Source organism: Bradyrhizobium sp. USDA 4506, assembly GCF_054058795.1.
The window spans coordinates 2,980,548-2,994,072 of sequence record NZ_JBSSBM010000002.1 but is presented as its reverse complement, the minus strand read 5'-3'; the positions used below and the strand labels follow the sequence as shown (position 1 = coordinate 2,994,072).

Here is a 13,525-nt window from a genome sequence, read left to right as displayed (position 1 = left end):
TCGTCACGCACATTAAACGGCAGAACGGAGGCGCCGAGAAGCGCCGGCTTGGGCGTTCTTTTGGCGCGGACCATCGTCGTGAAATTTTCCCGGCGCCGGGCGGGAGGCACTCCGTTGCGGCGCGGCGGCCAGTTGGCCCAGGATGCGACCGACCCGCCCGCGCCAGCACCCGAAAGGCCCAGACCATGCGACAATCCCGTCTTGTCTTGTACGCCCTCGCGTTGACCGGCCTTCTGGCCGGACCTTGTCAGTTGCGCGCGGAAACGGGCACGGTGCCAGCATCTCAGCTTGGCGTCAGCATCGATGATTTCAGTTATGTCGACACCTCGGGCGAGGTCCTCGATCAGACTGCCGCGCATCAGAAGCGGCTCGATGCGTTCATGCGCGCGCTGCGCGCCGACATCGCCGCGGAGCCGCGCTATCGCCTGGTGCCATCGAAGGCACCCGCAGGCGAGGCCCGGATCAAGGTGGTCGGTGGCGTTCAGAAGATGAGCACGCTGGTGCAGTGGGCCAAGGTGGCGGTCGTCGATGTCGAAGGGAGCCGCGTGCTGTACGAAAAGCTCTACACGTTTCGCGGCGACAATGACGAGGCATGGGACCATGCACGGATGTTCGTGTCGCGCGAGGTGCGCGGCGTCCTCGCGGCCGTGTTGCCGCCGGCGCAGACCGCCACGGCTGCGCCGATCGGGCTTGCGGTGTTCGAATTCGAGCTCGAGGACACCTCCGCGGCAACCGCGTCCGGCCTTGCCGACGCCGATGCGGCCTACCTCGCCGATGCCACCAAGGGCGTGCGTGACCGGCTTGCGCAATCGGGCCGCTACCGCCTGGTCGATACCGGCGGCGCGACCGCGGAGCCCGTCAAGGCGCGTGCGCTGCGCGACTGCGACGGCTGCGAGGCGGCGATCGCGCAACAGCTCGGCGCCGATCAATCGCTGATCGGCGTGATCAGGCGGGTCAGCCGGACCGAATACACGATCGGCTTCCAGCTGCGCGACGCCCGCAGCGGCGCGGTCGTCTCACGCGGCGACAGCGGCCTGCGGATGGGCGCCGATTATTCCTGGACCCGTGGCGCGGTCCGCCTGGTCGGCGATCGCCTGCTCGAGGGTGGGGCGCAGCGCTAGGGATGCGTCGCGGCTGCGGCTGCGACTTTGGCAGGCGGACCATAGCAAAGTGCGATAGCTGCTAGACACACCGTCATCTGGCTCCGGGTTCATGCGTGCGCTATCACCGCCGCCTGATCACCGCACAGGAGCCGCCGATGCGTTTGCCCGCCATCTTCTTCGCCCTCACGCTCGCGGCAAGCCCCGCGGCGGCCGAGGAGCTGTCGGGCACGCTGCAGAAGATCAAGGAGACGAAGAAGGTCACGCTCGGCTTTCAGGAGGCTTCCGTTCCGTTCAGCTATCTCGACGACAATCAGCGGCCGATCGGCTTTGCGCTCGACATCTGCCTGAAGATCGTCGATGCCGTGAAGAAGGAGCTCGGCGTATCTGACATCGCTGTCGACTACCTCCCGGTGACCTCGTCGAACCGCATTCCCCTGATGGTCAACGGCACGATCGACTTGCATTGCTCGGCGACCACCAACAGCGCGGACCGCCAGAAGCAGGTGACCTTCACCAACACGCACTTCCTCAGCGCGACACGGTTTGCCGCCAAGAAATCCGCTGGCATCAACACGATCGACGACCTCAAGGGCAAGTCCGTCACCGCCGTTGCGGGCTCGGTGAACCTCACGCAGCTCATCAAGGTCAACACCGAACGCAAGCTCGGCATCAACGTTCTCCCGGCCAAGGACCAGGCCGAGGCGTTCCTGATGCTGGAGACCGATCGCGCCCAGGCCTACGCGCTCGACGACGTCCAGCTTGCGGTTGCGATCGCGCGATCGAAGCAGCCTTCGCTCTACATGATCAGCGAGGAGGCGTTCTCGAAGGCAGAGCCGTTCGGCATCATGCTGCGCAGGGAGGACACCCCGTTCAAGGCGCTCGCCGACCGCGCCACGGCGGAGCTCTACAAGAGCCCCGAGATCGAGGTCATGTACAGGAAGTGGCTGGAAGCGCCGACCCCGCCGAAAGGTATCAATTACAACGTCCCGATGTCGTCGGCGCTGCGCCACGCGTTCGCCCATCCGAGTTCGAGCTTCGATCCCGACGTGTACGAGGTCGGCAAGTAGCGTCACTTGCGGGTGTGCCAGCGCAAATCGATTGTGGTTCTCGGAAGCCGCTGCGCTCACCCCCGCGCCGAGCGGCAGTCCGGGTGCACCTCCAATGATTTACGGCCCCAGCGTGACGGCTGGGGCCGCAGGAGGTGGTGTGTGCCTCTGGGGCAATGAATCAGAGGACAACCACTGAACCGCACATCGATGACAATGTTCCAACAGGCTGCGGCCGGCCGTGCCATGCTGCCATGCAGACTGAGAAGCTTGCAGACCGCGCCAGGACCGTACCATCATGACGTCGGCCGGCCCGAATCGAATGCGGGCCTGGTGGACGTCTCCAGCGTCGGCCTTCGGCCCCAAAGGGTGCCGGGGTCACATTTCTGCTTGCAGCTGATTTTTTTTCGCTATGCCGATTGTTCTGCGGAGCCGACATTGAACCACGACGCATTGGCCAAGCTCACCGTCACCATCATTGTCCTGGTCGCGTTGCTGGTATGGCGCGTTGCCGACCAGAAGAAATCGATTGAATGCGGCGCAAATTGCCCAACCGATCTCTCCGCGAGCCGGAAGGCCGCTCAATAATATCTGAGCGACTCGATCCCGGTTCACGGCCGCCTGGTCAGCATGGCGCGTAGCCTAGCGCTTTGCGGGTGGGCCGCTCTTGTTGCCTGGTTGTCCCTTGATGTTCGACGGATCCTGTTCCTGGACATGCAGGTTCTGCGAGTTCGAGCCGACCGTGCCTTGCTTGGCGGGCGGCCCGCTCTTGTTGCCCGGCGCGCCGGCGATTCCGGTTCCGGAACTTTGAGCGTTCGGGGACGTCGTGGCGTTTGGGGAACCGGCGGCCGTGTCGGGGCGCCCCGGAGGCGTTGCGGCCGCGCCGGGCCTGTCCTGATCGCCGACATAGCCGGATACACCGGAGTTGCGGGTCTTGGCACCCTTGTCGGCCTCGTTTTGCAGGTTCTGGGCAACCGCGTGTTGCGCCAGTATCGGGCCGGTTCCCATGGCACCGGCGATGAGCAGTGCGATTGTGCGGGTTCTCATGAGTGTCCCTCTTCGGGTTACCGGGGACAACACGCATCGCGATCATCATTTCCTGTGCGCGCGAAAAATCGCCGCGAGGGAACAGGCATCGCGAACCTGGCGCGATCCGTTCGAGTGGCCAATTGCGGCCGCCGGCGCGCCTCTATCGGCCATCGCGCGGTGCGTATATCGTCCGCGCCAAACACAAGATCGGTCCCGCACGCCGGGTAACGACGCCTAATGAGGAAGCGATGTCCGACATGCTGCTGTTTTCGCCAATGACCATCCGCGGCGTCACGCTGAAGAACCGCATCGTGGTGCCGCCGATGCACCAGTATTCCGCCGAGAAGGGCTTTCCGACCGACTGGCATCTGATGAATGCCGGCAAGTTCGCCGCCGGCGCGCGCCGGTCTCGTGATCGTCGAATCGACCAAGGTCGAGCGGCGCGGCTGCGGCACGATCGGCGATCTCGGCATTTGGGACGACAAGTTCATCGCGCCGCTCAGCCGCCTCGTCGGCTTCATCAAGCAGCAGAATGCGGTCGCCGGCATCCAGCTCGGCCATTCCGGCCGCAAGGCGCGCGCGAGCCGGCCCTGGGAGGGCGATCGCCCGCTCGAACGCACCGCCGAGATCGAGGACGAGGACTGGGATGCCTGGACGCCGGTGGCGCCGAGCGCGATCGCCCATAGCGAGCGCTGGCCGGTGCCGCGCGCGCTGGACACGCATGAGGTGAAGGACCTCGTCGCAGCCTGGGGGCAGGCGGCACGACGCGCCCATGCGGCAGGGTTCGAGGTGCTGGAACTGCACGGCGCCCATGGCTATCTCGTGCACGAATTCCTCTCCGGGCGCTCCAACCAGCGCAGCGACGAATATGGCGGCTCGGAAGCCAACCGGATGCGCTTCCTGATCGAGGTCACCGAGGCGGTGCGGGCGCACTGGCCGGATCACAAGCCGCTGTTCGTGCGGCTGTCGGTCGAGGACAACGCCGGCTGGGGCCCGGAGCAGAGCGCGCGGCTCGCCAGGATCCTGAAAGCGAAGGGCGTCGACGTGATCGACTGCTCATCGGGCGGAATCAGCGAGATGGCGCCGATCCTGGGCAGGGAGATCAAATACAACTATCAGGTGCCGCTCGCGGAATATGTCCGCACCCATGCCGATATCATGACCATGGCGGTCGGCCTGATCATCCACGGGGACCAGGCCGAACAAATCCTGCGTGATAAACAAGCAGATTTGATCGCGGTCGGCCGGGAAATCCTCAATAACCCGAACTGGCCGATGGACGCCGCGCTCAAGCTCGGCGTCGAGGGGCCGTTCCGCAATGTTCCTCCGCAGTTCGGCTACTGGCTGGGCACGCGGGCCAAGCGCGGATTCGGCACCCAGCCGTCGACCTGGCAGAACGGGTTGCGGGAGACTGGGCCAAAGGCCGACGAAAGGCTGACAGGGGGCTGACAAGAGGCCGATCCGGGCACCGTGACAGGACCGTAATGGTCCGGTGACAAGGCGGCCTTGATCCGACCAAAAAGCCGTTGTGTGGTGCCCCGCGTCGGGGTGGGGCCGAATGTTGCGAAACGTTGCCGGCCGTTAGCGAAGGGATCACGGATAATGCGCAAACATGTTGGCTTCTTGCTCGGGACGGTCGCGGGCGCGTGTCTCACCCTGCTCGTGGCCTCGCCGCAGGGCGCGCATCTGTTCGCCGTCGCCAACGCCGCCGCGCATTCCGACAACAGCAACACCTATTCGCAGCTCAACCTGTTCGGCGAGGTGTTCGAGAAGGTCAAGACCGACTACGTCGAGAAGCCCGAGGACTCCAAGCTCGTCGAGGGCGCGATCAACGGCATGATCTCCTCGCTCGATCCGCACTCCCGCTACATGAACGAGAAGGGCTGGGCGGAGATGCAGGAGACCACGCATGGCGAGTTCGGCGGGCTCGGCATCGAGGTCACCATGGAGGACGGCTTCGTCAAGGTGGTGGCGCCGATCGACGACACGCCGGCCTCGCGCGCCGGCATCATGTCGGGCGACGTGATCACCTCGATCGACGATGACCAGATCCAGGGCATGACGCTCGACCAGGCCGTCAACAAGATGAAGGGCGCGCCCAACAGCTCGATCCGGCTGAAGATCATCCGCAAGGACGCCGACAAGCCGATCGAGGTCTCGATTACGCGCGAGATCATCCGCGTCCGCCCGGTGAAGTATCACGTCGAGGGCGGCGACATCGGCTATATCAGGATCACCTCGTTCAACGAGCAGACCACCGAAGGTCTGCGCAAGGCGATCGGCGATATCCAGAAGCAGATCCCGCAGGACAAGCTCGCCGGCTACGTCGTCGACCTCCGCAACAATCCCGGCGGCCTGCTCGACCAGGCGGTCTCGGTGACCTCGACCCTGATGCAGCGCGGCGAGGTGGTCTCGACCCGCGGCCGCAATCCCGAGGAAACCCAGCGCTTCACCGCGCATGGCGGCGACATGACCAAGGGCAAGCCGCTCGTCGTCTTGATCAACGGCGGCTCGGCCTCGGCCTCCGAGATCGTCGCCGGCGCGCTGCATGACCACAAGCGCGCGACCCTGATCGGCACCCGCTCGTTCGGCAAGGGCTCGGTGCAGACCATCATTCCGCTCGGCACCGGCAATGGCGCGCTGGCGCTGACCACGGCGCGCTATTTCACGCCGTCGGGCCATTCGATCCAGGCACTCGGCATCAAGCCCGACATCGAGGTGCTGCAAGACGTGCCGGACGAGTTCAAGACCCGCTCGGAGATCAAGGGCGAGGCTTCGATGCGCGGCCATCTCTCCGCCGAGGGCGCCGAGCAGACCGGCTCGCAATCCTACGTCCCGCCGGACGAGAAGAACGACAAGGCGCTGGCCGCGGCGTTCAACCAGCTGCGCGGCGTCACCGTCAACGCCGATGCCAAGAACGCCGACACCAAGGCCGCGCAGAAGCGGCCGGTGCCGAACTAGAACCTGTAGCCCGGATGGCTCCATCCGGGCTACGCAGCTGCCAAAATATCGAAAACAACCCCATGCAAAGGAGCCGGTGGCGGCTGGCGCTCGACCAAGCAGCGCTCGACCAAGCACGCTCGACCAAGCAATTTGACACGTCGGGCAATTACAGGGTATTCTTCCAAAATTCCGAAATCGTACGGGCGCCCCTCGGGCTCCCGACTTCCGAGCAGCCTTACGCCGCGCCGGCGACCGGCTTGCGCCGCCGCGCCGTGCTCGCGCCCGCAGCGGGGCCGCGGCGGTGCCCGGCCAGTAGCTCGCGGATTTGGGCAGCGGGCTTTGGCGGGCTGAACAGATAGCCCTGCATCTCCGAGCAGCCGAGCTCGCGGAGCAATTGCTGTTGCTGCGCGGTCTCGACGCCTTCCGCCGTCGTCGTCATGCTGCGCTCGGCGGCGATGTTGACGACGGCCTCGACGATGCCGGCCGAGCCTTGCGGATCGGCGATGTCGGTGACGAAGCAGCGGTCGATCTTGATCTTGTCGAACGGGAATCGTTTCAGGTAGCTCAGCGACGAATAGCCGGTGCCGAAATCATCAAGCGCGATCCTGATCCCGATGGCGCGCAGCTGGTGCAGCGCGGCCAGCGCGGTCTCGTCGTCGCGGATCAGCACCGCCTCGGTGATCTCGAGCTCGAGCCGGCTCGCTGACAGCCCCGACGATGCAAGCGCCGCGATCACCTTGAGCGCCAGCGTGCCGCTGCGGAACTGCACCGGCGAGACGTTGACGGCGAGCCTGACGTGGTCGGGCCAGTTCACGGCTTCCTTGCAGGCCGTCATCAGCACCCACTCGCCGAGCTGGTTGATCAGGCCGGTCTCTTCCGCGATCGGCACGAATTCGGCCGGCGAGATCATGCCGCGCTGTGGATGACGCCAGCGCACCAGCGCCTCGCAGCCGGTGATCTCGTTGCTGCGCAGGTCGACGCAGGGCTGGTAATGCACTTCGAGCCCGCTGCCGGCGGCGATCGTCTGCCGCAACTCCATCTCGAGCTCGCGGCGGGCGCGGGCGTCGGCATCCATCGCCGGCTCGAAGAAGCGGAAGACGCGCCGGCCGGCCGACTTCGCCGCATACATCGCAAGGTCGGCGTTCTTCATGATCTGGTCGAGATCGGTGCCGTCCTTCGGCGCCAAGGCGATGCCTATGCTGGCGTCGGTCGTGACCTGGTGGCCGAGGCACTGATAGGGCGCGCGGATCACCTCGTAGATGCGCGCGACGAGGTCGGCGACCTCGGCCTCGCTCTTCACCCTGGTCTGCACGATCGCGAACTCGTCGCCGCCGAGGCGGGCGACGAAATCGCCTTCGCCGATCACGCCGCTCAGCGTCCGCGCCACGGACTTGAGAAGCTCGTCGCCAACCATGTGGCCGAGCGAGTCGTTGACGCCCTTGAATTCGTCGATGTCGATATAGAGCACCGCAAGCTGGCTGTCGGGCGTGACATGCGGCAGCTCGCGCCTGATCTCCTCGTGGAACAGCGCGCGGTTCGGCAGGTCGGTGAGTGCATCGTAGTGGGCAAGATGCGTGATGCGCTCCTCGGCGCGGCGGCGCTCGGTGACGTCCTCGTGGGTCGCAAGCCAGCCGCCGTCGGCCAGCGGCTCGTTGACGACCTGGATCGAGCGCCCGTCGGGCGTCGTGATCACCATGGTGTTGCGGATGCCGACGTCGCGCAGCACGAGATTGACGTAGCGCTCGACGTCGCCCTGGAACGATCCGGTCCGGTGTCGATGCACGATGACGTCGCGGAAGCTGCAGCCGGGCCTGATGATGTCGGCCGACAACCCGTACATCTCGATATAGCGCCTGTTGCAGATCACCAGGCGCTGCGCGGCGTCGAACAGCAACAGCCCCTGCGTCATGTTGTTGACGGCGGTGTCGAGCCGCAGCTTCTCCAGCGTCAGGCGTTGCTGCTGGGCGCGATGCTGCTGCACCAGCTTGCGCACCACCAGCGTCAGCAGGATCGCGATCGCCAGCACCGAGATGCTGGTCACCGCGATCAGGATGCCGATCTGCTCGCGCCAGTTGGCGAGCGCTGCCTCGGTAGTGCTTGTCGCGACGACGACGATCGGGAATTTGGTCAGTGCCCGCGACGACACCAGGCGGTCCTTGCCGTCGACCGGGCTGGCGAGCCGCGTCGTGCTCTGCGGCTGCTCGAAGACCTGCTGCTGATTGACCGGACCGTTGCGGAAGTTCCTCCCGATCAGCTCCTCGACATGGGGATAGCGCGCCAGCAGCGTGCCGTCGCGATGATGCATCGAGATCGCGGCGCCGTCGCCGAGCGCCACCGTGGAGAAGAACTTCTCGAAGGTCGCCGGCTCGATGCCGCGGCCGACCACGCCGAGGAATTCGCCATGCGGACCGGTGACCTTGCGGACGATGACGGTGGTCCAGTTTCCGGTGACGCGGCCTCACCACCGGCGCGACCTGCATGTCGGGCGAATAGGGGCTCGATTTGAAGATCTGGAAATAGGGGCGATCGGCAATGCTGGCCTGCGGCAGCGGCCAGGCGCCCGAGCTGTTGATCAGAACGCCGTCGGCGTCGAACACGTTGAGACTGCCGACATTGGACAGCGCGTCCATCTTGGATTTGAGCATCGCATGGATGTCGGCGGCCGACATCCGGCGCCTGTAATTCTCCGGCGTCGCGATTGCATTGTCGCGCATGAACGCGATCAGGTCGCGCTGGACGACCTCGAGATCGTCGAGCTGCTGGTCGAAATGCCGCGCCAGCAGCAGCACGGTGTTCTCGAGCTCACGCTCGCTGTTGTGCAAGGCGCGATCGCGGAAATTCTCCGCCATCAGCGTAGCGCCGATCGCGATCGCGGCCATCAGCACGGCGCCGCCGAGGATCAGCCAGCGGATCGGACCGCTGCCGATCACCGAGGTGATGTTGAACGAGGCGCTGCCGTTTGGATTCATGTGCCGCAATCGCTTCCAGGTGTTTCACCCGGAAGTAGGTTTCGTGCACCCCCGGCCCGCGAAAGTCGTATCCAATCGAAATGGAGCGCGGGTTAGCGAGATTGGTTAACGAATGGTTGATGAGGGCGGCGAGGGAGCAGAGCTCACGCCGCATTTGCGCTATGGCGCAACGGCTCAGAGTGCGCCTCAGCATCATGCTCGTCGCGATTCCACAGAATTGCCACGCGCCGGAAGTCAGGCAGTGAATGCTTGGGCGGCGCGGCAGTTCGAAGATCAGCCGTCCAGCAGCGCTGCCATCCGACGTCGATCGATGATGCCGGGAGCCGACGCCAACGGCTGGTCGTCCAGTTCGGCCAGCTTTGCCGCGACATGCGGTCTGGCGATGACCTCCTGAGGCAGTGCAACGCACATCGCGATTTCAAGCATGCCGCGAAACACATCGGCGTCGTGGGATGCGGCAGCAAGAAGCCTGGCCATGACCGGATTGGGCGCCGGCATCGGCAAACCTTCGTCCAGCGCGTTCATCTCGGCGACGCGCGCGCGGTCGGCGGCGATCTGGTTTCGATAAAACGGACCGACCTGGCGTTCGGTCTCCGCGTCGTAGTCCCGGGTGAACGCTTCGGGATCGTTGATATGCCGGCGCGCGACATCGCGGAGCACCTGCGCGTGCAGAAGACCGACGCTCAAGCCCCGCCCGGCGGACGGGTTCGTGCAGGCCCACGCGTCACCGACAGCGGCGAATCCCGTGACGACGGGCCGGTCGTCGACGACGAACCGCCGGTACCGGTCGAGAACTCCCGCCAGCAAAAGGACTGGCGTGATCGGCTCCCCATCGAGCCAGTGGGCGTGCTGCGGGCACGCGGACACGACGCGATGGAATGTGACCGGATCACGCAAGGCGCGCATCGCCTTGTTTTTCGACGAGGTATACAGAGTGACCGACCAGGTGTCGTTGTCTCCGTCCAGCGTCAGGATCGAGACCAGGCCCATTGGCGTGAGTGTGCTGCCCATCCTGCGTGGCCGTTGCCGCCCCGAGAAATAGCGTCCGAAATAGACGAAGTTGCAATCTTCGGCTTCCTCGATCGGACTGCGGCCACCTGCATTGAGGATCCATTCGCGGGCCGGGCTCCCCCGTCCCATGGCGTCCACGACCAGATTGGCGCGGATCTCTTCGGCAGACGTCGTGCGGACCCCGGCGATATGCGGCACCCCTGACATGGCCGATCTGCCCGTGATCAATTCGCGAACCTTCACGCCCCGGCGGATGGTCACGTTCGGCGCCGTTTGCGCCATCGCGGCCACCGCCCATTCGACGGTCGGCCTGCGCCCGGCGATGCATCGCATCGCTTCATCGCCCGGACGCGGCGCCCGGTCCGTGATCGTTGGGGGAAGGAATTGACAGTCGAGATAATCCACCCAGACGCATCCGGCGCGAAGCAGGCCGTCCGTGAGCCCTGGCAGTTCACGATCGCTGATCATCCGAAATCGCGAATGGAGGCTATGGGGTTGTCTGAATTGGGCAACCCCGGGGCGTTGCCACGAATCCCAGCCCTCGATGGAGGTCGAAGGTTGATCTTCGGGGTCGGCCTCCAGCACCGTGACGCGGTGGCCGTCGCGGCCAAGCATCATCGCCGCGCACAACCCGATCACGCCGCCGCCGCAAACCAGGATTTTGCTCATGTCTTCTCCCCTTGCTGCCGTGGATGGCTCCGGAGCGCGGGGCGAGCCAAATCCCGACCTTAGCGTTATCAAACGACCGTGGTATTGCCTTTCAGAAAGCCTTGATTTTCGCTTGAGAAGCTTGTGATTTGTATGCGAGCCAAGCTCACCCCTGAGGGGCCTTATGCGCTTCAAGTTCGGCGACTACGTTCTGGATGCGGGGCGACGCGAGCTGCAATGCGGCGTTCAAACAATTTCCATCGAACCGCAGGTCTTCGATCTGCTTCTGTACCTCGTTCGGCAACGTCATCGGATTGTTTCCAAAGATGATCTCGTGACCTCGGTCTGGTGCGGCCGGATCGTCTCGGACTCGACGATAGCCAGCCGCATCAACGCCGCTCGCCGCGCCGTCGGGGATGACGGCGTCAACCAGCGATATATTCGGACAGCCGCGCGGCGTGGAATCCGCTTTGTCGGTGAGGTGCAGCAGGAGGAGACACGAGCAGCCTCAGAACATGCCTCGCCCCGTTTTCCAAGAGGTGCGTCGGGGCCGCCCAAGGAACTTGGATTGCGCGAGGAGATCACGTTCTGCAAATCGGCGGATGGCGTCTATCTTGCCGCGGCGAGCGTTGGCCAAGGTTCTCCCATCGTCAAGACGGCGAGCTGGCTGACACATGTCGAGCATGACTGGCAAATGGAGGTTTCGAGTCCGCTCTTCGCTCAACTGGCTCCTCGGCACAAACTGGTTCGATACGATCAACGCGGTAACGGTTTGTCCGACTGGCGCGTCGCCGACTTCTCGTTTGCGGCCCTCGTGCAGGACCTTGAGACTGTCGTGGATGCACTGTCGCTGGAGCGTTTCGCCTTGTTCGGCATATCGCAGGGCGCTGCGGTTGCCATCGCGTATGCCGCGCGACATCCCGATCGCGTGGCGCGCCTCGTCTTGCACGGCGGATACTCGCGCGGTTTTCGCAAACGGGGCGCTCCGGACCAGATTGCCAGGTGCGAAGCTCTCGCGACTCTGATCCGGGAAGGGTGGGGCAAAGACACGCCGGCATTCCGTCAGGTCTTCACCTCGCTGGTGCATCCAAACGCGACGCAGGAGCAAATGCGCGACTTCAACGAAGTGCAGCGCATTTCAACATCGCCGGAGAACGCTGCGGCGCTATTCCTGGCCTTTGGCGACATTGACGTTTCCGAGGCGCTGCAACACATCGCGGCGCCGGCACTCGTCATGCACAGCCGCGACGATGCACTGGTCCCGTTCGATCAAGGCCTGGCACTCGCGCACGCTATTCCGGATGCGCGGTTCGTTCCGCTTGAAAGCCGCAATCATATTCTGCTTCCAGACGAACCTGCATGGCCCGGTTTTGTCGCCGAGATATGCGATTTCCTCGAGTAGTCGGGCGCCAAAAAATTCAAGCGCCGGCGCGATAGTGCCCCGACTTGCCGCCGATCTTCTCGACGAGGTGGATGCCCTCGATGCGGATGCCGCGATCGACTGCCTTGACCATGTCGTAGATCGTCAGGCATGCGACCGAGACCGCGGTCAGCGCCTCCATTTCGACGCCGGTCGGCCCCGTCACCTTGACGCTGGCGCGGACGATGCAGCCGGGCAGCTTGCGGTCGGGTGTGATCTCGATCGTGACCTTGGTCAGCGCCAGTGGATGGCAGAGCGGGATCAATTCCGAGGTCCGCTTCGCCGCCATGATGCCGGCGATGCGCGCCGTCGCAAGCACGTCGCCCTTCTTGGCCTGGCCGGTTTCGATCAGCGCCAGCGTCGCCTTGCTCATCACGACGCGGCCTTCGGCGACCGCGGTCCGCTCGGTCGCGGGCTTGGCCGAGACATCGACCATCCGCGCGTCGCCCTTGGCGTCGATATGGGTGAGGGCGGTGCCGGAGCCGGACGGCTCGGCCTTGGTCTTGCCCTTGCTGTTCCGCGCCATTGCGTCAGCGCGTTGCGGTGGCGCGCGGGGCGGCCTGCCGCGCCAGCAAGGCGCGGGTGGCCGCGGTGACGTCCTGCTGCCGCATCAGGCTTTCACCGACCAGGAAGGTCGACATCCCGACCCGTTCGAGCCGGGCGAGATCGTCCGGCGTGAAGATGCCGCTCTCGCCGACCATCAGGCGGTCGCGCGGGATCAGCGGCGCCAGCGCCTCGCTGGTCGCGAGCGTGGTCTCGAAGGTGCGCAGATTGCGGTTGTTGACGCCGATCATCGGCGAGCGAAGTTTCAAGGCACGGTCAAGCTCGGCGCGATCATGGATCTCGACCAGCACGTCCATGCCATAGCCGAGCGCGGCGTCCTCGATCTCCCCGGCCGCCGCGTCGTCGAGCGCGGCCATGATGATCAGGATGCAGTCGGCGCCATGGGCGCGCGCTTCCGCTACCTGATAGGTGTCGAACATGAAATCCTTGCGCAGCACCGGCAGGCTGGTCGCCGCGCGGGCCGCAACCATGAAGTCGAGATGGCCCTGGAACGAGGGCGCGTCGGTCAACACCGACAGGCAGGCCGCGCCGCCGGCCTCATAGGCCTTCGCGAGCACGGGCGGATCGAAGTCGGCCCGGATCAAGCCCTTCGAGGGCGAGGCCTTCTTCACTTCCGCGATCAGCGCGTAGTCGCCGCGCGCATGCTTGTCCTTGAGGGCGCGGACGAAGCCGCGCGGGGCCGAGGCCGATTTGGCCTGCGCCTCGACCTCGGCGAGCGGATGGGCGCGCTTCGCGGCGGCGATCTCCTCGCGCTTGTAGGCCTCGATCTTGGTCAGGATGTCCGACATCGCT

9 protein-coding genes and 2 pseudogenes are annotated in these 13,525 nt (G+C 65.1%); 6 read left to right on the top strand and 5 right to left on the bottom strand.

The window, feature by feature from the left end:
* Positions 1-185 precede the first annotated feature (185 nt).
* The 3 genes from ACVIHF_RS16235 (at position 186) to ACVIHF_RS16225 (ending at position 2,737) form a co-directional block, all read left to right on the top strand.
* Positions 186-1,121, top strand: a complete 936-nt coding sequence (locus ACVIHF_RS16235) for a DUF2380 domain-containing protein (RefSeq protein ID WP_456792289.1) — start codon at positions 186-188, stop codon at positions 1,119-1,121.
* 137 nt (positions 1,122-1,258) lie between these two features.
* The gene (locus ACVIHF_RS16230; protein WP_456792288.1) at positions 1,259-2,170 is read left to right on the top strand and encodes an amino acid ABC transporter substrate-binding protein; all 912 of its coding nucleotides are present in this window, start codon (positions 1,259-1,261) and stop codon (positions 2,168-2,170) included.
* A gap of 417 nt (positions 2,171-2,587) precedes the next feature.
* Positions 2,588-2,737 carry a hypothetical protein gene (locus tag ACVIHF_RS16225; protein ID WP_018271828.1) on the top strand — a complete coding sequence of 50 codons (150 nt, stop codon included), beginning with the start codon at positions 2,588-2,590 and terminating at the stop codon, positions 2,735-2,737.
* Between the two features lie 54 nt (positions 2,738-2,791).
* On the opposite strand, the pseudogene ACVIHF_RS16220 reads toward ACVIHF_RS16225, so the two are convergent.
* Positions 2,792-2,977: pseudogene (locus tag ACVIHF_RS16220) on the bottom strand (hypothetical protein); the annotation flags it as partial.
* Between the two features lie 576 nt (positions 2,978-3,553).
* Between ACVIHF_RS16220 and ACVIHF_RS16215 the strand changes: the two are divergent.
* Both ACVIHF_RS16215 and ACVIHF_RS16210 read left to right on the top strand, forming a co-directional pair.
* Positions 3,554-4,627, top strand: coding sequence for an oxidoreductase (locus tag ACVIHF_RS16215; RefSeq protein WP_456792287.1), 1,074 nt, complete (start codon positions 3,554-3,556; stop codon positions 4,625-4,627).
* A gap of 153 nt (positions 4,628-4,780) precedes the next feature.
* Complete coding sequence (locus ACVIHF_RS16210) at positions 4,781-6,139, top strand: S41 family peptidase (protein WP_229163266.1); 1,359 nt, start codon at positions 4,781-4,783, stop codon at positions 6,137-6,139.
* 217 nt (positions 6,140-6,356) lie between these two features.
* On the opposite strand, the pseudogene ACVIHF_RS16205 reads toward ACVIHF_RS16210, so the two are convergent.
* Together ACVIHF_RS16205 and ACVIHF_RS16200 are read right to left on the bottom strand one after the other, a co-directional pair.
* Positions 6,357-9,090 (bottom strand): annotated as a pseudogene (locus tag ACVIHF_RS16205) (bifunctional diguanylate cyclase/phosphodiesterase).
* A gap of 273 nt (positions 9,091-9,363) precedes the next feature.
* Positions 9,364-10,770 carry an FAD-dependent oxidoreductase gene (locus ACVIHF_RS16200; RefSeq protein ID WP_456792286.1) on the bottom strand — a complete coding sequence of 469 codons (1,407 nt, stop codon included), beginning with the start codon at positions 10,768-10,770 and terminating at the stop codon, positions 9,364-9,366.
* A gap of 163 nt (positions 10,771-10,933) precedes the next feature.
* Between ACVIHF_RS16200 and ACVIHF_RS16195 the strand changes: the two genes are divergently transcribed.
* Complete coding sequence (locus ACVIHF_RS16195; RefSeq protein WP_456792285.1) at positions 10,934-12,151, top strand: alpha/beta fold hydrolase; 1,218 nt, start codon at positions 10,934-10,936, stop codon at positions 12,149-12,151.
* Positions 12,152-12,167: 16 nt separating this feature from the next.
* On the opposite strand, the gene moaC is transcribed toward ACVIHF_RS16195, so the two are convergent.
* The gene (gene moaC / locus ACVIHF_RS16190) at positions 12,168-12,695 is read right to left on the bottom strand and encodes a cyclic pyranopterin monophosphate synthase MoaC (protein ID WP_456792284.1); all 528 of its coding nucleotides are present in this window, start codon (positions 12,693-12,695) and stop codon (positions 12,168-12,170) included.
* A 4-nt stretch (positions 12,696-12,699) separates the two neighbouring features.
* Positions 12,700-13,521 carry an indole-3-glycerol phosphate synthase TrpC gene (gene trpC, locus ACVIHF_RS16185; RefSeq protein WP_456792283.1) on the bottom strand — a complete coding sequence of 274 codons (822 nt, stop codon included), beginning with the start codon at positions 13,519-13,521 and terminating at the stop codon, positions 12,700-12,702.
* Positions 13,522-13,525: the final 4 nt, after the last annotated feature.

Coding starts and splice junctions, on each gene's coding strand:
- ACVIHF_RS16235 (WP_456792289.1), top strand. CDS start 186: ATGCGACAATCCCGTCTTGTCTTGTACGCCCTCGCGTTGACCGGCCTT.
- ACVIHF_RS16230 (WP_456792288.1), top strand. CDS start 1,259: ATGCGTTTGCCCGCCATCTTCTTCGCCCTCACGCTCGCGGCAAGCCCC.
- ACVIHF_RS16215 (WP_456792287.1), top strand. CDS start 3,554: ATGCCGGCAAGTTCGCCGCCGGCGCGCGCCGGTCTCGTGATCGTCGAA.
- ACVIHF_RS16210 (WP_229163266.1), top strand. CDS start 4,781: ATGCGCAAACATGTTGGCTTCTTGCTCGGGACGGTCGCGGGCGCGTGT.
- ACVIHF_RS16200 (WP_456792286.1), bottom strand. CDS start 10,770: ATGAGCAAAATCCTGGTTTGCGGCGGCGGCGTGATCGGGTTGTGCGCG.
- ACVIHF_RS16195 (WP_456792285.1), top strand. CDS start 10,934: ATGCGCTTCAAGTTCGGCGACTACGTTCTGGATGCGGGGCGACGCGAG.
- moaC (WP_456792284.1), bottom strand. CDS start 12,695: ATGGCGCGGAACAGCAAGGGCAAGACCAAGGCCGAGCCGTCCGGCTCC.
- trpC (WP_456792283.1), bottom strand. CDS start 13,521: ATGTCGGACATCCTGACCAAGATCGAGGCCTACAAGCGCGAGGAGATC.